This is a genomic window from Dactylosporangium sp. NPDC005572, assembly GCF_040605515.1.
Taxonomy (GTDB): domain Bacteria; phylum Actinomycetota; class Actinomycetes; order Mycobacteriales; family Micromonosporaceae; genus Dactylosporangium.
In genome coordinates this window covers 57177-78246 of sequence record NZ_JBEXCY010000030.1, presented here as the reverse complement: position 1 = coordinate 78246, position 21070 = coordinate 57177, and the positions used below count along the sequence as shown (strand labels likewise).

Annotated in this window: 19 protein-coding genes; 17 read left to right on the top strand and 2 right to left on the bottom strand. The window is 73.0% G+C overall.

Going from position 1 to position 21070, the window contains the following annotated elements; translation table 11 throughout:
* The first annotated feature begins 2 nt into the window (after nucleotides 1-2).
* Genes aroC through aroB form a run of 3 tightly spaced genes read left to right on the top strand, consistent with a single transcriptional unit; the run spans nucleotide 3 to nucleotide 2733 of the window.
* Nucleotides 3-1181 (top strand): chorismate synthase, encoded by a 1179-nt coding sequence (gene aroC, locus ABZS66_RS17760; RefSeq protein WP_354758784.1) that lies wholly within the window; start codon nucleotides 3-5, stop codon nucleotides 1179-1181.
* Nucleotides 1178-1675 carry a shikimate kinase gene (locus tag ABZS66_RS17755; protein ID WP_354758782.1) on the top strand — a complete coding sequence of 166 codons (498 nt, stop codon included), beginning with the start codon at nucleotides 1178-1180 and terminating at the stop codon, nucleotides 1673-1675. The genes aroC and ABZS66_RS17755 overlap by 4 nt, the downstream gene beginning before the upstream one ends.
* A 2-nt stretch (nucleotides 1676-1677) precedes the next feature.
* The gene (gene aroB, locus ABZS66_RS17750) at nucleotides 1678-2733 is read left to right on the top strand and encodes a 3-dehydroquinate synthase (RefSeq protein ID WP_354758808.1); all 1056 of its coding nucleotides are present in this window, start codon (nucleotides 1678-1680) and stop codon (nucleotides 2731-2733) included.
* 76 nt (nucleotides 2734-2809) lie between these two features.
* On the opposite strand, the gene mptB is transcribed toward aroB, so the two are convergent.
* On the bottom strand, nucleotides 2810-4153 hold the full coding sequence (mptB, locus tag ABZS66_RS17745) for a polyprenol phosphomannose-dependent alpha 1,6 mannosyltransferase MptB (RefSeq protein ID WP_354758780.1): 1344 nt from the start codon (nucleotides 4151-4153) through the stop codon (nucleotides 2810-2812).
* A 170-nt stretch (nucleotides 4154-4323) separates the two neighbouring features.
* On the opposite strand from mptB, the gene efp reads away from it, so the two are divergent.
* Complete coding sequence (gene efp / locus ABZS66_RS17740) at nucleotides 4324-4881, top strand: elongation factor P (RefSeq protein ID WP_354758778.1); 558 nt, start codon at nucleotides 4324-4326, stop codon at nucleotides 4879-4881.
* A 32-nt stretch (nucleotides 4882-4913) separates the two neighbouring features.
* Entirely contained in the window at nucleotides 4914-5321 is a 408-nt protein-coding gene (gene nusB, locus ABZS66_RS17735; RefSeq protein WP_354758806.1) for a transcription antitermination factor NusB, read from the top strand.
* A 292-nt stretch (nucleotides 5322-5613) separates the two neighbouring features.
* On the opposite strand, the gene ABZS66_RS17730 is transcribed toward nusB, so the two are convergent.
* Entirely contained in the window at nucleotides 5614-6102 is a 489-nt protein-coding gene (locus tag ABZS66_RS17730) for a transcriptional regulator (protein WP_033356835.1), read from the bottom strand.
* A 190-nt stretch (nucleotides 6103-6292) separates the two neighbouring features.
* Between ABZS66_RS17730 and pyrR the strand changes: the two genes are divergently transcribed.
* The 12 genes from pyrR to ABZS66_RS17670 all read left to right on the top strand — a co-directional run bounded on the left by pyrR (nucleotide 6293) and on the right by ABZS66_RS17670 (nucleotide 21055).
* Entirely contained in the window at nucleotides 6293-6862 is a 570-nt protein-coding gene (pyrR, locus tag ABZS66_RS17725; protein ID WP_354758776.1) for a bifunctional pyr operon transcriptional regulator/uracil phosphoribosyltransferase PyrR, read from the top strand.
* Complete coding sequence (locus ABZS66_RS17720) at nucleotides 6859-7773, top strand: aspartate carbamoyltransferase catalytic subunit (RefSeq protein ID WP_354758774.1); 915 nt, start codon at nucleotides 6859-6861, stop codon at nucleotides 7771-7773. The genes pyrR and ABZS66_RS17720 overlap by 4 nt, the downstream gene beginning before the upstream one ends.
* Nucleotides 7770-8999 carry a dihydroorotase gene (locus ABZS66_RS17715; RefSeq protein WP_354758772.1) on the top strand — a complete coding sequence of 410 codons (1230 nt, stop codon included), beginning with the start codon at nucleotides 7770-7772 and terminating at the stop codon, nucleotides 8997-8999. The genes ABZS66_RS17720 and ABZS66_RS17715 overlap by 4 nt, the downstream gene beginning before the upstream one ends.
* Entirely contained in the window at nucleotides 8996-10108 is a 1113-nt protein-coding gene (gene carA, locus ABZS66_RS17710; RefSeq protein WP_354758770.1) for a glutamine-hydrolyzing carbamoyl-phosphate synthase small subunit, read from the top strand. Before ABZS66_RS17715 ends, carA begins: the two co-directional genes overlap by 4 nt.
* A complete protein-coding gene (gene carB, locus ABZS66_RS17705) occupies nucleotides 10101-13403 on the top strand; it encodes a carbamoyl-phosphate synthase large subunit (RefSeq protein WP_354758768.1) in 3303 nt (1100 codons plus the stop codon). Before carA ends, carB begins: the two co-directional genes overlap by 8 nt.
* A 7-nt stretch (nucleotides 13404-13410) precedes the next feature.
* A complete protein-coding gene (locus ABZS66_RS17700; protein WP_354758766.1) occupies nucleotides 13411-14397 on the top strand; it encodes a quinone-dependent dihydroorotate dehydrogenase in 987 nt (328 codons plus the stop codon).
* A 45-nt stretch (nucleotides 14398-14442) separates the two neighbouring features.
* Nucleotides 14443-15285 carry an orotidine-5'-phosphate decarboxylase gene (gene pyrF, locus ABZS66_RS17695; protein ID WP_354758764.1) on the top strand — a complete coding sequence of 281 codons (843 nt, stop codon included), beginning with the start codon at nucleotides 14443-14445 and terminating at the stop codon, nucleotides 15283-15285.
* A gap of 119 nt (nucleotides 15286-15404) precedes the next feature.
* A complete protein-coding gene (mihF, locus tag ABZS66_RS17690) occupies nucleotides 15405-15725 on the top strand; it encodes an integration host factor, actinobacterial type (RefSeq protein WP_190253177.1) in 321 nt (106 codons plus the stop codon).
* A 235-nt stretch (nucleotides 15726-15960) separates the two neighbouring features.
* Nucleotides 15961-16227: a DNA-directed RNA polymerase subunit omega gene (gene rpoZ / locus ABZS66_RS17685; RefSeq protein ID WP_354758761.1), complete on the top strand. Its 267-nt coding sequence runs from the start codon at nucleotides 15961-15963 to the stop codon at nucleotides 16225-16227.
* Between the two features lie 6 nt (nucleotides 16228-16233).
* Nucleotides 16234-17466, top strand: a complete 1233-nt coding sequence (coaBC, locus tag ABZS66_RS17680) for a bifunctional phosphopantothenoylcysteine decarboxylase/phosphopantothenate--cysteine ligase CoaBC (protein WP_354758759.1) — start codon at nucleotides 16234-16236, stop codon at nucleotides 17464-17466.
* 135 nt (nucleotides 17467-17601) lie between these two features.
* Nucleotides 17602-18795, top strand: a complete 1194-nt coding sequence (gene metK, locus ABZS66_RS17675; protein WP_354758757.1) for a methionine adenosyltransferase — start codon at nucleotides 17602-17604, stop codon at nucleotides 18793-18795.
* Between the two features lie 328 nt (nucleotides 18796-19123).
* Nucleotides 19124-21055 carry a primosomal protein N' gene (locus ABZS66_RS17670; protein ID WP_354758804.1) on the top strand — a complete coding sequence of 644 codons (1932 nt, stop codon included), beginning with the start codon at nucleotides 19124-19126 and terminating at the stop codon, nucleotides 21053-21055.
* Nucleotides 21056-21070: the final 15 nt, after the last annotated feature.

Genomic DNA, 21070 nt, shown 5'->3' with positions numbered 1-21070 from the left:
ACGTGTTGCGCTGGTTGACCGCTGGTGAATCCCATGGCCCGGCACTCGTCGCGATCCTGGAGGGCGTCCCCGCCGGGATCGAGCTGACGAGCGCGTCCGTGGCGGCAGAGTTGGCCCGTCGGCGCCTCGGCTACGGCCGCGGCGCGCGGATGAGCTTCGAGCAGGACGTCGTCGAGTTCGTCGGCGGCCTCCGGCACGGGCTCACGCTCGGCAGCCCGGTCGCCGTCCGCGTCGCCAACAGCGAGTGGCCGAAGTGGGAGACGGTCATGGCGGCCGACCCGGTCGACCCCGAGCTGCTCGCCGCCCAGGCCCGCAACGCGCCGCTGACCCGGCCCCGCCCGGGGCACGCCGACCTCGCCGGCATGCAGAAGTACGGGCACACCGACGCCCGCCCGATCCTGGAGCGGGCCAGCGCGCGGGAGACCGCGGCGCGGGTCGCGGTCGGCACCGTCGCCAAGGCGCTGCTGCGCCAGGCCCTCGGCGTGGACATCGTGTCGCACGTGATCGAGCTCGGCTCGGTCGCCGCCAAGCCCGGCCTGGTCCCGCGCCCCGAGGACTTCGAGCGCATCGACGCCGACCCGCTGCGCTGCCTCGACCCGGAGGCGAGCGCGCGGATGGTCGAGGAGGTCGACGCCGCGAAGAAGGACGCCGACACGCTCGGCGGCATCGTGGAGGTGCTGGCCTACGGTGTGCCGCCGGGCCTGGGCAGCCACGTGCAGTGGGACCGCAAGCTCGACGCCCGGCTGGCCACCGCGCTCATGTCGATCCAGGCGATCAAGGGCGTCGAGATCGGCGACGCGTTCACCCAGGCGCGCTCCCGCGGCTCGGTCGCGCACGACGAGATCATCAACACGCCCGACGGGGTGCGCCGGGTCACCGACCGGGCCGGCGGCCTGGAGGGTGGCATCACCACCGGCGAGCCGCTGCGCGTGCGGGCCGCGATGAAGCCGATCTCGTCGCTCAACCGGGCGCTGCAGACCGTCGACGTCACCACCGGCGAGCCGGCGACCGCGATCAACCAGCGCTCGGACGTGTGTGCCGTGCCCGCGGCCGCCGTCGTGGCCGAGGCGATGGTGGCGCTGGTGCTGGCCGAGGCCGCGCTGGAGAAGTTCGGCGGCGACTCGGTCGCCGAGATCCGCCGCAACCTCGACGGCTACCTCGAGCACCTGGTGATCCGGTGAGGCCCCGCGCGGTGCTGGTCGGTCCGCCGGGTGCCGGCAAGACCACCGTCGGCGGGCTGCTCGCCGAGGCGCTCGGCGTCGCGTTCCGCGACGTCGACACCGACATCGAGGCGGTGGCCGGCAAGCCGATCCCGGAGATCTTCTTCGACGAGGGCGAGGAGCACTTCCGCAAGCTGGAGCGCGAGGCGGTCGCCGCGGCGCTGTCCTCGTTCGACGGCGTGCTCGCCCTCGGCGGCGGCGCGATCCTGGCCGAGGCGACCCGGGCGGTCCTCGCCGGGCACACCGTGGTGTACCTGTCGGTCCAGCTCTCCGACGCCGTGTCCCGGGTCGGGCTGGGCGCCGGCCGGCCGCTGCTCGCGCTGAACCCGCGGGCCACCCTGAAGTACCTGCTCGACCAGCGCCGCCCGCTCTACGAGGAGGTGGCGACCGTGACGGTGGTGACCGACGGCCGCGAGCCGGAGGAGATCGCCGCGGAACTGGCGGGCCGACTGTGACGATCGTCGATGTCAAGGACTACGCGGTCGAGATCGACCGCGGTCTCGCCGACCGGGTGCCGGTGCTCGTCAAGGGCGCCAGCCAGGTCGCCGTGCTCTACGCCGGCCCCGTGCTGGACCACGCGACCGCCGTGCTGGACGCGCTGCGCACGGCCGGGTTCGAGGTGCTGCCGATCGAGCTGCCCGACGCCGAGGCCGGCAAGGACATCACGGTCGCGGCCCGCTGCTGGGACGAGCTCGGCGCCGCCGCGTTCACCCGCTCGGACGCGGTCGTCGGCGTCGGCGGCGGCGCGGTCACCGACCTCGCCGGGTTCGTCGCCGCCTGCTGGCTGCGCGGCGTGCGGCTGGTGCAGGTGCCGACCAGCCTGCTCGGCATGGTCGACGCGGCCGTCGGCGGCAAGACCGGCGTCAACACGGCCGCCGGCAAGAACCTCGTCGGCGCCTTCTACCCGCCGGTCGGCGTGGTCTGCGACCTGGCGACCCTCGACACGCTGCCCGCGGACGACCTGCGGGCCGGCATGGCCGAGGTGGTCAAGTGCGGGTTCATCGCCGACCCCGGCATCCTCGACCTGATCGAGGCCGACCCGGCCGCGGCCCTCGACCCGCGCGGCACGGTGCTGCCGGAGCTCGTCGAGCGGGCGATCGCGGTGAAGGCGCGCGTGGTCTCGGCCGACCTGCGCGAGGCGGGCCTGCGCGAGATCCTCAACTACGGGCACACCCTCGGACACGCCATCGAGCGTCATCAACGGTACCGCTGGAAGCACGGACACGCGATCAGCGTGGGGCTGGTCTACGCCGCGGCGCTGGGGCGGCTCACCGGCCGGCTCTCGCCGGAGGTGGGCGCGCGGCATCGGGCGATCCTGGAGCTGCTCGGGCTGCCCGTGAGCTACCCGGCGGAGGCGTGGCCGGAGCTGCACGCGGCGATGCGGGTCGACAAGAAGGCCCGCGGGTCGATGCTGCGGTTCGTGGTCCTCGACGGGCTCGGCGTGCCCGGCACCCTGGAGGGGCCGTCGGACGAGCTGCTCGCCGAGGCCTACGAGGACGTCGTCACGAGGTGACCGGTCCGCAGCGCAGCGGCGGGGCCGGTCCCCATGGGCGCAGCCCGCAGGTTGGGTGGCCGGACCGCAGCGCAGGTCACCCGACCGGGACCAGGGCCGGGACCGGCGGGCGCAGCCGCAGGTAGAGCAGGCCGGCGACCGTGCCGATGACGGCGGCGACGACCGCCTCCGGGTAGCCGGGGGCGCCGCCCGGCAGCAGGAACAGGGCGAGCCCGACGCAGCCCCAGACCGCGGCCGGCGGCACCTGTCGCAGGCCCGCGGCGATCGGGACGATGGGCCACAGGAGGTACCACGGATGCACCACCGGGCCGAACAGGACGATCGCCGCCAGCGCGATGCCCACGCCCGCGACCGGGTTGGGGGCCCGTAGCAGCGCCCAGGCGGCGATGAGGCAGCCGAGCCCGAGCGCCACCGTGCGGATCGCCTGCGTGGCGCCGGGCCAGCCGGCCTCGCCGACGAGCATGGCGATGTCGGTGCTGAACGACAGCCCGTTGCGCACGGTGGTGGGGGTCTTCAGCGCGCCGATCCAGCCCAGGCCGAGGTCGGCGGCGAGCTGCAGGGAGAGCAGCGCGCCCGCGCCGGCGACGCCGATGCGCAGGATCTTGGTCGGGGCGAGCGCGACGACGGCGATGAGGGCGATCGCGGCCGGCACCTTGATGAGCGCCGCGGCCACGATGAGCGCGGTGGCGAGCATCGGGCGCCGCTTGGCGGCGCAGTAGAGGCCGGCCGCCATCAGCCCGACCATCACCGCGTCGTTGTGCACGCCCGCGACGAGGTGCAGCAGCAGGAGCGGGTTCAGCGCGCCGAACCACAGCGCGCGCTGCGGCGGCACCCCGAACCGCGCCGCGATCCCCGGCAGGCACACGACCACGAGGGCGACCCCGGCGAGGGCGACGATGCGCAGCCCCCACACGCCGTACACCGCGTGGTCGCCGGTCACCTCCACCACGCCGGCGGCGGCGCGCAGGAACACCGGCCCGTACGGCGCCGGGGTGTCCTGCCAGATCTGCGGCACGTTGGCCGCGAGGGGGCCGCCCAGGCTCGACGGGCCGAACTTGTAGGCGTCGAGGCCGTCGGCGACCATCGCGCCCTGCGCGAGGTAGCTGTACACGTCCCGGCTGAACATCGGCGGGGTGAGCGCGAGCGGCGCCGCCCACCACAGCAGGGTCTTGATCATGTCGCCGGGACTCTGCTCGTCGAGCGTCGCGCGCAGCCGCAGCCAGGCGCCGCACAGCAGGGCCAGGCCGAGATAGGTGCCGGCCACCCCCACCAGCGGGAACGCCCGTAACTCCCGCACCACCGGCCAGTGCTCGAACGGGTCGCGCTGGGGCAGCGCGCCCGCGGCGAGACCGCCGATCGCGATCGCGATCGCTCCAGCAAAGCCGAGGGTACGGTTGACGGTGAGTTCCGGTCGTCCCACCCGGGCACGCTGGCAGAGTCAGATGTCTCGATGGAAACGCGCGGGTGAACAGCGCCTCTTGCGGCCGGTATGCTGGTTCGGTTTGCAGTTGGTGCGGCCGGTACACTTCACCGGGCCTTTTTCCGCCGGCGGACGCCGCGGACCATTCGACGAAAGTGACGTCTATCCACATGGCAACCACGAACGACCTGAAGAACGGCCTGGTGCTCAACCTCGACGGCGACCTCTGGACCGTCGTGGAGTTCCAGCATGTCAAGCCGGGCAAGGGCGGCGCGTTCGTGCGGACCACGCTGAAGAACGTGCTCTCCGGCAAGGTGGTCGACCGCACGTTCAACGCCGGGACCAAGGTCGAAACCGCCACCGTCGACAAGCGCACGATGCAGTACCTCTACCTCGACGGCGAGGACTACGTCTTCATGGACCTGGAGACGTACGAGCAGATCACCGTCCCCGGCGGCACCGTCGGCGAGGCGAGCAACTTCCTGCTCCCCGAGGCCGAGGTGATCGTCGCCACGCACGAGGGCGCGCCGCTGTACATCGAGCTGCCCACCTCCGTGATCCTCGAGGTGACGTACACCGAGCCCGGCCTGCAGGGCGACCGCTCGACCGGTGGCACCAAGCCCGCGACGGTGGAGACCGGCGCGACCGTCAACGTGCCGCTGTTCATCTCCACCGGCGAGAAGATCAAGGTCGACACCCGCGACAGCCGTTACCTGGGCCGGGCGTGAACTCTTTCCTTGGGGGCGACGTCACCGCGCAGATGACCGCGCGGCGCAAGGCGCGCAAGCGCGCCCTCGACGTGCTCTACCAGGCCGACCTGCGCGGTGAGCCGCGCGGGTCGGTCCTGACGGCCTACGTGGCCAACCTCGAGGAGCCGAAGCCGGCGTACCTGCCCTACACGGTCCGCCTCGTCGAGGGCGTCGAGGCGCACTCGGCCCGCATCGACGAGCTGCTGTCGAGCTACGCCGAGGGCTGGACCCTGGAGCGGATGCCGGTGGTGGACCGCAACCTGGCCCGCATCGCGGTGTACGAGCTGCTGTACAACGACGAGATCGACAACCCGGTGGCCATCACCGAAGCGGTCGAGCTCGCGGAGACCCTGTCGACCGACGACAGCCCCCGCTTCCTCAACGGCATCCTGGGCCGCATCGCCGACTACGCCACGTGACCCGCCGCCGGCCCGCCGCGCGGAGCCGGCCGGCGACCGTGGCGGGCGCGTGCCGCACCTGCCAGGCGGTGAACCGCGGCCGGCGGCCGCCCGCGATCGCGACCTCGGTGTGCTGCCGTATGTCCGCGGCCTGGGCCTCCAGGTGCTGACTGCCACCGTCCCCGACGTGACCCGATGACGGATGGTGCCCGCGGGCAGGTGGCGCTGCGTGCCGTCAGCCAAGGTCAACTCATCCAGCGCGAAAAGGGCCGCCCCCGGCCGGGCGCGGCCCCTTGAGAGGCGCGGTGCGTCGTCAGCTCTGGAACAGGCTCCGCGGGTCGGTGACCAGGACGCCGTGCTCGTTCAGGCGCTCGACCAGGCCCGACGGCGAGGCGTCGTAGACGATCGCCAGGGCGCGCAGGTCGTCCGCGCGGATCGACAGGACGCGGCCGTTGTAGTCGCCGCGCTGCTGCTGGATGGCCCGCGCGTACCGCGCCACGTAGGCCAGGTCCTCGGCGCCGGCGTCGTAGAGGCGCTCCAGGTCGAGGACGATTTTGTTGGTGGGCTCGTGGCGGACTCCGCTGCCCTCGGGAAGCAGTTCGGCGACGGGGACGCGGTAGAACTCGGCCAGTTCGGCGAGGCGCGAGACCGTGACGGCACGGTCGCCGCGCTCGTAGGAACCGACGACGACGGCCTTCCAGCGCCCGGCCGACTTCTCCTCGACACCCTGCAGAGACAGCCCCTGCTGCTGTCGGATGGAACGCAGGCGAGCACCAAGAGACTTGGCGTACTCAGACGGCATACGGACACTCCCAGTCACTGGCCTGAGGGGTTTCCCCAGCGATCGCTACGGAGCGTGACCGTAACTGGGTTACGGCGCGTGGTCAAGTGCCCGAGACCCTTCCGTTGCCCTGGTCAGGGCGGTTGTTAGGGTAGGTGACGTTCGACGTCCTTTAACGACCCGTCCAGCGAGGCGGGGAAGGAGGTCTGGTTTGTCGTCCCCGACAACCGGCACTGAGCTGGGAAAAACCATCCTCTCGGCGGAAGATGTCGCCCGGGTGGTTGACCGGATTGCCCACCAGATTCTGGAAAAGACGTCCGGCGCGGCCGAAACGGTGCTGCTGGGCATACCTACCCGGGGCGTGCCGCTGGCCCGGCGCCTGGCCGCCCGGATCGCCACCTTCGAGGGTGCGGACATCCCGGTCGGTGTGTTGGACATCACGCTCTATCGGGACGATCTACGCCTCCAGGCCACCCGTGCCGTGGGTCACACGGAGATCCCGCCGGGCGGCCTCGACGGGCGCCGCGTCATCCTCGTCGACGACGTCCTCTTCTCCGGCCGCACGGTCCGCGCCGCGCTCGACGCGCTGAAGGACCTGGGCCGCCCGCGCGCCGTCCAGCTCGCCGTCCTGGTCGACCGCGGCCACCGCGAGCTGCCGATCCGCGCCGACTACGTCGGGAAGAACATCCCGACCTCGCTGGACGAGAACGTGCGTGTGCTGACCGCCGAGCACGACGGCCTCGACGCGGTGATGATCCAGACGAAGGGGCAGAAAACATGATCAAGCATCTGCTCAGCGCCGCCGACCTCGACGCCGCCACCGCGACCCAGGTGCTCGACACCGCGGAGGAGATGGCCGGGCTCGCCGCCCGCGAGGTGAAGAAGCTGCCGACGCTGCGCGGCCGGACCGTGGTGAACCTCTTCTACGAGGACTCCACCCGCACCCGCATCTCGTTCGAGGCGGCCGCGAAGCGGCTCTCCGCCGACGTCATCAACTTCTCCGCCAAGGGCTCCAGCGTGTCCAAGGGGGAGAGCCTCAAGGACACCGCGCTCACCCTCCAGGCGATGGGCGCCGACGCGGTCGTCATCCGCCACCCGGCCAGCGGCGCGCCGCACCGCCTCGCCAACTGGGTCGAGGGCAGCGTCGTCAACGCCGGCGACGGCACGCACGAGCACCCGACCCAGGCGCTGCTCGACGCGTACACCATGCGCAGCCGGCTCAAGCGCGTCGCCGGGCTCAACGTGACCATCGTCGGCGACGTGCTGCACTCCCGGGTCGCCCGCTCCAACGTGCTGCTGCTGCACACGCTCGGGGCGAAGGTGACGCTCGTCGCGCCGCCGACCCTGCTGCCGGTCGGGGTCGAGGCGTGGCCCGCCGAGACCAGCTACGACCTCGACGCCGTGGTCCCGCAGGCCGACGTCGTCATGATGCTGCGGGTCCAGCGGGAACGGATGGACCAGGCGTACTTCCCGTCCGAGCGCGAGTACGCCCGCCGCTACGGCTTCGACCTGCCGCGCATGCGCCGCCTGCCGGAGCACGCGATCGTCATGCACCCCGGGCCGATGAACCGGGGCATGGAGATCGCGCCCGAGGTGGCCGACTCGGCCCGCTCCACGATCGTCGAACAGGTCGCCAACGGCGTGTCCGTGCGGATGGCGGTCCTCTACCTGCTCCTGGGAGGGAAGTCATGACCGTCATCTCGGGCACGCATCTCGGTGAGATCGAGATCGAGGACCAGACGATCGTCCGGATCGACCCGGCGAAGAAGGGCGGCCTGATCGCCCTCCCGGGCCTGGTCGACCTGCACACCCACCTGCGGGAGCCCGGCCGCGAGGACGCCGAGACCGTCGAGTCCGGATCGCGGGCCGCCGCCCTCGGCGGCTACACCGCCGTCTGCGCCATGGCCAACACCTCGCCGGTCGCCGACACGGCCGGCGTCGTCGAGCAGGTCTGGCGCCTCGGCCGCGAGGCCGGCCTGGTCGACGTCCAGCCGGTCGGCGCCGTGACCGTCGGGCTGGCCGGCGAGCAGCTCGCCGAGCTGGGCGCGATGGCCGACTCGGCCGCCCGCGTGCGGGTCTTCTCCGACGACGGGCACTGCGTGAGCGACCCGCGCCTCATGCGCCGCGCCCTGGAGTACGTGAAGGCCTTCGACGGCGTCGTCGCGCAGCACGCCGAGGAGCCGCGGCTCACCGTCGGCGCCCAGATGAACGAGGGCGAGGTCGCCGCCCGGCTGGGCCTCACCGGCTGGCCCGCCGTGGCCGAGGAGGCGATCATCGCCCGGGACGCCCTCATGGCCGGGCACGTCGGCGCGCGCCTGCACGTCTGCCACGTCTCCACGGCCGGCAGCGTCGAGCTCATCCGCTGGGCCAAGTCGAAGGGCTGGCGGGTCACCGCCGAGGTGACGCCGCACCACCTGCTGCTCACCGAGGACCGGGCGACCGGCTACGACCCGGTCTTCAAGGTCAACCCGCCGCTGCGCACCCAGGCCGACGTCGACGCCCTCCGCGCGGGCCTGCGCGACGGCACGATCGACTGCGTCGCCACCGACCACGCGCCGCACAGCGTGGAGGACAAGGAGTGCGAGTGGGCGTACGCCCGGCCGGGCATGCTCGGCCTGGAGACCGCCCTCGCCATCGTGGTGAAGACCATGGGCCCCGACTGGGACCGCATCGCCGAGTGGATGTCGGCGGCGCCGGCCCGCATCGCCGGGCTCCAGGGGCACGGGCACGCCGTCGAGGTGGGCGCCCCCGCCAACATCGCGCTCTTCGACCCGGCCGTCACCTGGACCGTCGACCCGACGGCCCTGGCCAGCCGGTCCCGCAACACCCCATATGCCGGAACGGAACTGCGCGGCCGCATCGTGGCGACCTACCTGCGCGGGGAGCCCACGGTACTGAACGGAAAGGCCACGCGGTGAAGCGCAGAGAGGCACTGCTCGTCCTCGAGGACGGTCGCACCTTCCGCGGCGAGGCGTTCGGCAGCATCGGCGAGACGTTCGGCGAGGCCGTCTTCAACACCGGCATGACCGGCTACCAGGAGACCCTCACCGACCCGTCCTACCACCGCCAGGTGGTCGTGCAGACCGCGCCGCAGATCGGCAACACCGGCATCAACGGCGAGGACGACGAGTCGGACCGCATCTGGGTCGCCGGCTACGTCGTGCGCGACCCGTCCCGCTCCTACTCGAACTGGCGGGCGGGCGGCAGCCTGGAGGACCGGCTCGCCGTCGAGGGGATCGTCGGCATCAGCGGCATCGACACCCGCGCCCTCACCCGCCACCTGCGCGAGCGGGGGGCCATGCGGGTCGGGGTGTCCAGCGTCGACGACGACCGCGACGGGCTGCTCGGGCGGGTCCGGCAGCAGCCGGAGATGGTCGGCGCGGACCTGTCCGGCGAGGTGAGCACTCCCCAGCGGTACACCGTGGAGGCCGAGGGCGAGACGAGGTTCACCGTCGCCGCGATCGACCTCGGCATCAAGCGCAACGTCCCGCGCCGGCTCGCCAAGCGGGGCGTCACCACCCACGTCCTGCCGGCGAGCGCCACGCTCGACGACATCCGCGCCGTGGGCGCCGACGCCGTGTTCTTCTCACCCGGCCCGGGCGACCCGGCCACCGCGGACGGGCCGGTGGCGCTGGCGCGCGCCGTCATGTCCGCCCGGATCCCGCTGTTCGGCATCTGCTTCGGCAGCCAGATCCTGGGCCGCGCGCTGGGGTTCGGCACCTACAAGCTGGGGTACGGCCACCGGGGCATCAACCAGCCGGTCGTCGACCGGATCACCGGCAAGGTCGAGATCACCAGCCACAACCATGGCTTCGCGGTCGACGCGCCGATCGACCGCCGCCACGACACCGACTTCGGCGCGGTCGAGGTGAGCCACGTCTGCCTCAACGACGACGTCGTCGAGGGACTGCGGTGCCTGGACGTGCCGGCGTTCACGGTGCAGTACCACCCGGAGGCGGCAGCGGGGCCGCACGACGCGGATTACCTGTTCGACCGATTCGCGGAGTTGATGAACACCAATGCCTAAGCGGACCGACCTCCGGCACGTCCTCGTCATCGGCTCCGGCCCGATCGTCATCGGCCAGGCGTGCGAGTTCGACTACTCCGGCACCCAGGCCTGCCGCGTGCTGCGGGCCGAGGGCCTGCGGGTCAGCCTGGTCAACAGCAACCCGGCGACGATCATGACCGACCCGGAGTTCGCCGACGCCACCTACGTCGAGCCGATCACCCCCGAGTTCGTCGAGCAGGTGATCGCCAAGGAGCGGCCCGACGCGCTGCTCGCCACGCTGGGCGGGCAGACCGCCCTCAACACCGCCGTCGCGCTGCACGAGGCGGGCGTGCTGGAGAAGTACGGCGTGGAGCTCATCGGCGCCGACATCGACGCCATCCGCCGCGGCGAGGACCGCCAGCTGTTCAAGGACATCGTGGCGCGGGCCGGCGGCGACACCCCGCGCTCGCGGGTCTGCCACTCGATGGACGAGGTCCACGCGACCGTCGCCGAGCTCGGCCTGCCCGTCGTCATCCGGCCGTCGTTCACGATGGGCGGCCTCGGCTCCGGCATGGCGCACACCCCGCAGGACCTCGAGCGGCTCGCGGGCGGCGGCCTGGCCGCCTCGCCCGTGCACGAGGTGCTCATCGAGGAGAGCGTGCTCGGCTGGAAGGAGTACGAGCTGGAGCTGATGCGCGACAAGCACGACAACGTGGTCGTCGTCTGCTCCATCGAGAACGTCGACGCGATGGGCGTGCACACCGGCGACTCGGTCACCGTCGCGCCCGCGATGACGCTCACCGACGTGGAGTACCAGCGCCTGCGCGACCTCGGCATCGCCGTGCTGCGCGAGGTCGGCGTCGACACCGGCGGCTGCAACATCCAGTTCGCGGTCCACCCGCGCACCGGCCGCCTCGTCGTCATCGAGATGAACCCGCGGGTGTCCCGCTCCAGCGCGCTGGCCAGCAAGGCGACCGGCTTCCCGATCGCGAAGATCGCCGCGAAGCTGGCCATCGGGTACACCCTCGACGAGATCCCCAACGACATCACGCTCAAGACGCCGGCCGCGTTCGAGCCCGCGCTCGACTACGTCGTGGTGAAGATCCCGCGCTTCGCGTTCGAGAAGTTCCCCGGCGCCGACCCCGAGCTCACCACCACGATGAAGTCGGTCGGCGAGGCGATGTCCCTCGGCCGGACCTTCGCCGAGGCGCTGGGCAAGGCGATGCGCTCGCTGGAGACGAAGGCCGCCGGCTTCTGGACGGTGCCCGACAGGTCCGGCAGCAGCGCCGTCGAGGCGCTGAAGGTCCCGCACGACGGCCGCCTCTACACCGCCGAGCAGGCGCTGCGCGAGGGGCACAGCGTGCAGGCGGTCGCCGCGGCGTCCGGGTTCGACCCGTGGTTCGTCGACCAGCTCGCCGCCCTCGTCGACCTGCGCGCCGAGATCCTCGACGCGGCCGTGCTCGACCTGCCGCTGCTGCGCCGGGCCAAGCGGGCCGGCCTCTCCGACCGGCAGATCGCGGCGCTGCGCCCCGAGCTCGCCGGCGAGGACGGCGTGCGCACCCTGCGCCACCGGCTCGGGCTGCGGCCGGTCTACAAGACCGTCGACACCTGCGCCGCCGAGTTCGCCGCCGGCACGCCGTACCACTACAGCACCTACGAGGAGGAGACCGAGGTCACGCCGTCGGCGCGGCCCAAGGTCATCATCCTCGGGTCCGGCCCCAACCGCATCGGCCAGGGCATCGAGTTCGACTACTCGTGCGTCCACGCGGTCATGGCCCTGCGGGCCAAGGGCTACGAGACGGTCATGGTCAACTGCAACCCGGAGACGGTCTCGACCGACTACGACACGGCCGACCGGCTGTACTTCGAGCCGCTCACCTTCGAGGACGTCCTCGAGGTGTTCCACGCCGAGGACGAGTCCGGCCACGCGGCCGGCGGCCCCGGCGTCGTCGGCGTCATCGTGCAGCTCGGCGGCCAGACCCCGCTGGGCCTCGCCGACCGGCTCTATCAGGCCGGGGTGCCGATCGTCGGCACCTCCCCGGCGGCGATCGACCTCGCCGAGGACCGCGGGCTGTTCGGCAAGCTGCTCACCGAGGCCGGCCTGCGCTCGCCCGCGCACGGCACCGCGACCACGTTCCCGGAGGCGAAGCGGATCGCCGACGAGATCGGCTACCCGGTGCTCGTCCGCCCGTCGTACGTGCTCGGCGGCCGCGGCATGGAGATCGTCTACGACGAGCCGACCCTGCGCGACTACATCGGCCGGGCGACGGAGATCTCGCCGGCCCACCCGGTGCTCGTCGACCGCTTCCTCGACGACGCGATCGAGATCGACGTCGATGCGCTCTGCGACGACACCGGCGAGGTGTACCTCGGCGGTGTCATGGAGCACATCGAGGAGGCCGGCATCCACTCCGGCGACTCGTCCTGCGCGCTGCCGCCGATCACGCTCGCCGCGGTCCACCTGGCGGAGGTGCGCCGCTACACCGCGGCCATCGCCCGCGGGATCGGGGTGCGGGGCCTGCTCAACGTGCAGTACGCACTCAAGGACGACGAGCTATACGTGCTGGAGGCCAACCCGCGCGCGTCGCGGACCGTGCCGTTCGTGTCGAAGGCGACCGCGGTACCGCTGGCGAAGGCGGCCGCCCGGATCGCGCTCGGGGCCACCATCGCCGAGCTGCGGGCCGAGGGCCTGCTGCCGGCCGAGGGCGACGGCGGCACCGTGCCCGACCACGCGCCGATCGCGGTCAAGGAGGCGGTGCTGCCCTTCAAGCGGTTCCGCACCGCCGAGGGCAAGGGCGTCGACAACCTCCTCGGGCCGGAGATGAAGTCCACCGGCGAGGTCATGGGGATCGACGCGTACTTCGGGCACGCCTTCGCCAAGTCGCAGGCGGCCGCCTACGGCTCGCTGCCGACCTCCGGCACGGTGCTCGTCACGGTCGCCAACCGCGACAAGCGCGGCATCGTCTTCCCGGTCAAGCGCCTCGCCGACCTCGGCTTCGCGATCGTCGCCACGGCCGGCACCGGCGAGGTGCTGCGCCGCTACGGCGTCGCCTGCGAGATCGTGCCGAAGCACTACGAGGAGGGCAGCGGCCGCAACGCGGTCGCGCTCATCGCGGGCGGCGAGGTCGACCTCGTCATCAACACCCCGCAGGGCTCCAGCGGCCGCCAGGACGGCTACGAGATCCGCAGCGCGGCCGTCGTCGCCGACACCCCGTGCATCACCACGCTGCCGGGCGCGGCGGCCGCCGTGATGGGCATCGAGGCCCTGCTGCGCGGCGAGATGACCGTGCGCCCGCTCCAGGAGCTGCACGCGACCCTCCGCGAGGCCCGGTGAACGCCTGGTGAGCCTCTACGAGCGGGTGGCCCGCCCCCTGCTGTTCCGGTGGGGCGGCGGCGACGCCGAGACCGTCCACGAGCGGACCGTCCGGCTGCTGTCGCGGGTGCCGGGTGTCCGGCACCCGCTCAGCCCGCCCGGTGCCCGCCGCACGGTCTTCGGCGTCGACTTCCCCAACCCGGTCGGCCTGGCCGCCGGGATGGACAAGGACGGCCGCGCGCTGCGGGCCTGGCCCCGGCTCGGCTTCGGCTTCGTCGAGGTCGGCACGGTCACCCGGCACGCCCAGCCGGGCAACGACCGGCCCCGGCTGTTCCGCCTGCCGGAGCACGAGGCGATCGTCAACCGGATGGGCTTCAACAACGCCGGCGCGGAGGCCCTGGCCGCCCGCCTGCGGGCCCTGGGGCCGTTGCCGGTGCCGCTCGGCATCAGCCTGGGCAAGTCGAAGGTGACCCCCCTCACGGACGCCGTCGAGGACTATGTCCATTCCTTCCGGCAGCTGTACCGCCTGGGCGCCTACTTCGCGGTGAACGTGAGCTCGCCGAACACCCCCGGGCTGCGCGAGCTGCAGGACAAGGCCCAGCTGTCGGCCCTGCTCGGCGCCCTGCGCGCGGAGAACCCCGAGGGCCGGCCGGTGCTGGTCAAGGTCGCCCCGGACCTCACCGACGCGGCCCTGGGCGAGCTGCTCGACGTCTGCCTGGACCGGGGTGTCGCCGGGCTCATCGCGACGAACACCACGGTCGAGCGCCCGGTCCCGTTCGACGGACCGGGCGGGCTCAGCGGCCGCCCGCTCGCCGCGCGGGCGGCCGAGGTGGTCCGGTTCGTGGCCAAGGAGAGCGGCCTGCCGGTGATCGGCGTGGGCGGGATCAGCCGCCCCGACGACGCCCGGCGCATGTTCGACGCCGGCGCGAGCCTGGTCCAGCTCTACAGCGGCCTGATCTACCACGGCCCGGGCCTGGTGCGCGGCTGCGTCGCCGCGACCCGGCTCCCGCTGTGACCCTGCCCGTTCCCGATGCCCGTTCCCGACCTCTGGAGTCGTAACGTGACCGTTCCGTTCGGGGCCCGGCTGCGGGCCGCCATGGACGCCTTGGGACCACTGTGTGTGGGGATCGACCCCCACCCCTCCCTCCTCGCCTCCTGGGGCCTCTCCGACGATGTCAAGGGCCTGGAAGCGTTCAGTCAGACGGTGGGGGAGGCGCTGGCCGACCGGGTCGCGGTGATGAAGCCCCAGTCTGCCTTTTATGAGCGTTTCGGCTCCAGGGGCATAGCGGTTCTGGAGTCAACTATCCGACAGTTGCGCTCGGCCGGAACCCTTGTGCTGCTGGACGTCAAGCGGGGCGACATCGGCTCCACGGCCGCCGCCTACGCCGACGCGTACCTCGACCCGGCCGCTCCGCTGTGCGCCGACGCGATCACGATCAGCCCGTACCTCGGCTTCGGCGCGTTGCGCCCGATCGTGGAGAAAGCCCAGCAGAACGGCCTCGGCGCGTTCGTGCTCGCCCTCACCTCGAATCCCGAAGGGGCGGCCGTCCAGCGGGCCGTCGGGGCCGCCGGCAAGACCGTCGCGCAGGCCGTGATCGACGAGATTTCGCAGGTCAACCAGGGTGCGACGCCGCTCGGCGACGTCGGCGTGGTGATCGGCGCGACGATCGGGCCGACCGGCCACGATCTGACCAACCTCAATGGACCGATCCTCGCGCCGGGCCTCGGCGCCCAGGGCGGCCGGGCCGAGGATCTCCGAGTCGTGTTCGGAGACGCGCTCGGCGACGTCCTCCCGTCGTGGTCCCGCGAGGTGCTCTCGGCGGGTCCGGACGTGGCCGCGCTGCGGGCCGCGGCGGACCGTGCGAGGGACGTCTGCGCCGCCGCAATCGCGGTGACGGCCTGATCACCGAATCGCCACAGGCCGTCGATCTTGTCTTCCGACGTTGCTGAAATGGCTTCTGACCGCTAGTTTTCCCGGCGCTAGACCATCAACACTTTTTTCAAGGGACCTGAGGAGACCTGGTGCCGCTCCCGTCACTGAGCCCGGAACAGCGCGCTGCCGCTTTGGAAAAGGCGGCTGAGATCCGCAAGGCTCGCGCTGAGCTGAAGGAGCAACTCAAGCAGGGCAAGACGACGCTTGCTGCCGTGATCGACCGCGCGGAGTCCGACGACGTCGTCGGCAAGCTCAAGGTCTCGGCCGTTCTCCAGGCGATGCCCGGCATCGGCAAGATCCGCGCAACGCAGATCATGGAGAAGCTGAAGATCGCCGAAAGCCGCCGCCTGCGTGGCCTCGGCGACCAGCAGCGCAAGGCACTGCTCGGGGAGTTCGCCGGCGGCAAGTGACCGCCCAGTCGGTCCCCCCGGACCAGTGTGAGACCTCGAAGCGCCCGGGCCACGGCCCGGGCGCTTCGCCGTTGCCCTCCGTGTCGGCGTCTCGACACTGCGCCGGAGTGGATGCCGGGCGGCTCCGCTGGTCATCCGGCGGTACTGCGACGAGGGTCACGCAGACGGCCGTCACGCTCTGGTAAGGTTGCTGGGTTCGTGAGCCGTCAATTGCGAAAGTCTTGAGGTTGTTTCCGTGGCCGGAACCGTGGCAGACCCGCAGGGGATCACCAACCCGCCGATCGACGAGCTGCTCGAGAAGACGACGTCGAAGTACGCATTGGTGATCTTCGCGGCGAAGCGTGCCCGCCAGGTCAATGCCTACTACAGCCAGCTCGGTGAGGGCCTCCTCGAATACGTGGGCCCGCTCGTCGAGACCACGCCGCAGGAGAAGCCGCTCTCCATCGCCCTGCGGGAGATCAACAGCGGTCTGCTGACCGCCGAGCGCATCGACGAGGCCTAGGCCTCAATGGACCAGCGCGCCGAGGCACGGCCACGCGTCGTGCTCGGCGTCGCCGGCGGGATCGCCGCCTACAAGGCCTGTGAGCTGCTGCGCCTGCTGACCGAGTCGGGTCACCGGGTCCGGGTCGTGCCCACCGCCGCGGCGCTCACCTTCGTCGGCGAGGCGACCTGGGCGGCCCTGTCCGGCCAGCCGGTCGCCACCGACGTCTTCTCCGGCGCCCACGAGGTGCCCCACGTGCGGCTCGGCCGCGAGGCCGACCTGGTCGTCGTCGCGCCCGCCACCGCCGACCTGCTCGCGAAGGCCGCGCACGGCCTGGCCGACGACCTGCTCACGAACACGCTGCTCACGGCCCGCTGCCCGGTGCTGTTCGCCCCCGCGATGCACACCGAGATGTGGGAGCACCCGGCGACCCGGGCCAACGTCGCCACCCTCCGCGAGCGCGGCGCGGTCGTCCTGGAGCCCGCCGTCGGCCGGCTCACCGGCGCCGACACCGGCAAGGGCCGGCTGCCCGAGCCGCCCGAGATCTTCGCCGCCGCCGTGCGCCTGCTGCGCCGCGGCGGGCTGGCCCCGGAGGAGGCCCTCGACCTGGCCGGACGCCACGTCGTGGTCACCGCCGGCGGCACCCGCGAGCCGATCGACCCGGTCCGGTTCATCGGCAACCGCTCCTCCGGCAAGCAGGGGTATGCGATCGCCCGGGCCGCGATCGCCCGCGGCGCCCGGGTCACGCTCGTCGCCGCCAACGTCGCCCTGCCCGACCCGGCCGGCGCCGACGTGGTGCGGGTGGAGACCACCGAGCAGCTGCGGCAGGCCACCCTCGCGGCGGCCGGCACGGCCGACGCCGTCGTCATGGCCGCCGCCCCCGCCGACTTCCGCCCGGCGGCGTTCGCCGAGAGTAAGATCAAGAAGGTCGACGGCGCCGCGCCCACGCTGGAGCTGGTCACCAACCCCGACATCGCGGCCGAGCTGGGCGCGGCCAAGCCGGCCGGTCAGGTGCTCGTCGCGTTCGCCGCCGAGACGGCCGACCTGGAGCGCGCGGTGGCCAACGGCCAGGAGAAGTTGCTGCGGAAACGGGCCGACCTCATCGTCGTCAACGAGGTCGGCATCACCAAGACGTTCGGCGCGGAGCACAACCAGGCCGTGATCCTCACCGCAGAAGGCACTCGCGACTCACTGCCCGAACTGTCCAAAGACGATCTAGCCGATAGGATTTTGGATCTGGTTTCGGCTCGTTTGCGCTGATCAAGGGGCCGACTGGGGGATCGCCGGGTGAGTTCCCCGGGTTGTTCCATGCGATGCCTTCGTCGGTCCTCGATCGCCAGGTCGTACACTCTGGCGAAGCCCGAATCCGAACGCCCGTACCCCTGAGGAGCACCGTTGGCCCGCCGCCTGTTCACGTCAGAGTCTGTCACCGAAGGTCACCCGGACAAGATCGCCGATCAGATCAGCGACGGCGTCCTCGACGCGCTCCTTGCCCAGGACCCGCGGAGCCGGGTGGCGGTCGAAACGCTGATCACCACCGGCCAGGTCCACGTCGCCGGCGAGGTAACCACCAGCGCGTACGCCGACATTGCCAAGATCGTCCGGGAGACGATCCTCGGCATCGGTTACGACTCGTCGAAGAAGGGCTTCGACGGCGCGTCGTGCGGCGTGAGCGTCTCCATCGGGTCCCAGTCGCCTGACATCGCGCAGGGCGTCGACTCGGCGCTGGAGGTCCGCGAGGGCAGCGGCGAGGACGCCCTCGACCTGCAGGGCGCCGGCGACCAGGGCATGATGTTCGGCTTCGCGTGCAACGAGACGCCCGAGCTCATGCCGCTGCCGATCGCGCTCGCGCACCGGCTCGCCCGCCGCCTCTCCGCCGTGCGCAAGGACGGCACGATCCCCTACCTGCGGCCCGACGGCAAGACGCAGGTCACGATCGAGTACGACGGGCTCCGTCCGGTCCGCCTGCACACCGTCGTGGTGTCCAGCCAGCACGCGCCCGACATCTCGCTGGAGTCGCTGCTGACCCCCGACGTCCGCGAGCACGTCATCGCCCCCGAGCTGGAGGGCCTGGGCCTGGAGACCGAGGGCTACCGGCTGCTGGTCAACCCGACCGGCCGCTTCGAGATCGGCGGCCCGATGGGCGACGCCGGCCTGACCGGCCGCAAGATCATCGTCGACACCTACGGCGGCTACGCCCGCCACGGCGGCGGCGCCTTCTCCGGCAAGGACCCGTCGAAGGTCGACCGCTCCGCGGCGTACGCGACGCGCTGGGTGGCCAAGAACGTGGTGGCGGCCGGCCTGGCCGACCGCTGCGAGGTCCAGGTGGCGTACGCGATCGGCAAGGCCCACCCGGTCTCGCTCTTCGTCGAGACGTTCGGCACCGAGGTTGTCCCGGTCGAGCGCATCGAGAAGGCCATCAACGAGGTCTTCGACCTGCGCCCGGCGGCCATCATCCGCGACCTCGACCTGCTCAAGCCGGTCTACCAGCAGACGGCCGCCTACGGTCACTTCGGCCGTGAGCTGCCCGGCTTCACCTGGGAGCAGGCCAGCCGCACGGCGGAGCTCAAGTCCGCCGCCGGCGCCTGACCCCGCCACCGCGCCAGTGCCGCCGGCCGACCCGTCCCGTTCGCGGACCGGTCGGCCGGCGTCGTCCGGCCCCGTGGAAGGTGCGGCACCCGCTTCCCCCGCGCCTCTCGCGCGCCCGACCGATGTATCGACTTCGGACGATGTCGCCATTCCGCTGACATCTGCCGCCCCGGGCCCTCGCGAAGCGCCGATCGATCAGCCAGCGTCTATTGCTCCCGACGGCGGGGAAGTGCCCGCGCTCTTTCCCGAATCGGCCGTCGCGCCCCGCCGCGCCGCCACCCGGGCCAAGACCCGCAAGCCGGCCGCCGAGCGCCCCGCCGCCGAGCAGCTGCCGGTCGCCCGGGTCTGCGTCGACACCCCGCTGCCGCACCTCGACCGCCCGTTCGACTACCTCGTCCCGGCCGACGCCGACGCCGCCGCCCAGCCCGGTGTCCGGGTCCGGGTGCGCTTCGCCGGCCAGCTCGTCGACGGGTTCCTGCTCGACCGCACCGCCGCCTCCGGCCACGACGGCCGGCTCGCCTTCCTCGACCGCGTGGTGTCGCCCGAGGCCGTCGCCGCCCCGGAGGTCGTCGCCCTGGCCCGGGAGATCGCCGACCGGTACGCGGGGACGCTGTCGGACGTGCTGCGGCTCGCGGTACCGCCGCGGCACGCGAAGACCGAAGGGGCGCCGGTGCCGGACGCCCCGCCCGGCTGGACGGGCACCGTCGCGCCGGACGGGTGGGGGCACTACCCGGCCGGGCCCGCCTTCCTGCGGGCGCTCGGCGACGGGCGGGCGCCCCGGGCCGTCTGGACCGCGCTGCCCGGCGAGGACTGGCCGGCCCGCCTGGCCGAGGCCGCCGCCGCCTGCCTGGCCGGCGGGCGCGGCGCGCTGCTCGTCGTGCCCGACGCCCGCGACCTCGACCGCCTCGACGCCGCCCTGACCCGGGTGCTCGGCGGTCCCGCGCACCACGTGGCGCTCTCCGCCGCACTCGGGCCGGCCGAGCGGTACCGCCGCTTCCTGGAGGTCTCCCGCGGCCGCGCCCGGATCGTCGCCGGCACCCGCGCCGCGGCCTTCGCCCCGGTCGCCGGCCTCGGGCTGGTCGCGATCTGGGACGACGGCGACGACCTGCACGCCGAGCCCCGCGCGCCGTACCCGCACGCCCGGCAGGTCCTGCTGTCGCGCGCGGAGCAGACGGGCTGTGCCGCGGTCGTCGGGGGATTCGGCCGTACCGCCGAGGCCCAGCAGCTCGTCGAGGCCCGCTGGGCGATCGAGGTCACCGCCGGCCGCGACGGCCTGCGCCGCGCCATGCCCCGCGTGATCACCACCGGCGAGCACGACCAGCCGCGCGAGCCCGAGGCGGTCGCCGCCCGGCTGCCGTCGATCGCCTGGCGCGCCGCCCGCGAGGCCCTGGCCCGCGACGCGCCGGTCCTCATCCAGGTGCCCCGGCGCGGGTACATCCCGGTCGTCGCCTGCGCCGACTGCTTCACCCCGTCGCGCTGCGTCCACTGCGCCGGCCCGCTGTCGCTGCCCTCGGCCACGGAGGCGCCGCAGTGCCGCTGGTGCGGCCGCCCGGCGGCGAACCACGCCTGCCCGGAGTGCGGCGGCCGCCGCCTGCGCGCCGCGGTGATCGGCGCCCGGCGCACCGCCGAGGAGTTGGCCCGCGCGTTCCCCGGCACGCCGGTGCGCACCTCCGGCCGCGACGAGGTCCTGGCCACCGTCCCCGCCGGCGCGTCGCTCGTGGTGGCGACCCCCGGGGCCGAGCCGGTCGCGCTCGACGGGTACGGCGCCGTGCTCCTCCTCGACACCTGGGCCCTGCTGACCCGGGCCGACCTGCGCGGCACGGAGGAGACGCTGCGCCGCTGGCTGGCCGCGGCCGCGCTGGCCCGCCCGGCCTCCCGGCACGGCCAGGTGGTGGTCGTCGCCGAGGGCGGCCTGGCCGTCGTGCAGGCCCTGCTGCGGTTCGACCCGGGCTGGCTCGCCGCGCGCGAGCTCGCGGACCGGCGCGAGCTGGGCTTCCCGCCGGCGACGCGGATGGCCGCGGTGACGGGGGTCCCGGCGGCGGTCGCGGAGCTGCTGGCGGCCGCGCAGCTGCCGGCGGGCGCGGAGGTGCTCGGCCCGGTACCCGTCCGAGAGCCGGGCCACGAGCGGATGCTCATCCGGACCCCGCGCTCGGTCGGCCGGGCACTGGGGCTGGCGCTGCGGGCGGCGGCGGGGGTGCGTTCGGCCCGCAAGGCCCCGGACCCGGTCCACGTCCAGATCGACCCGCTGGACCTGCTGTAGCCCGCCGGGCCCGCT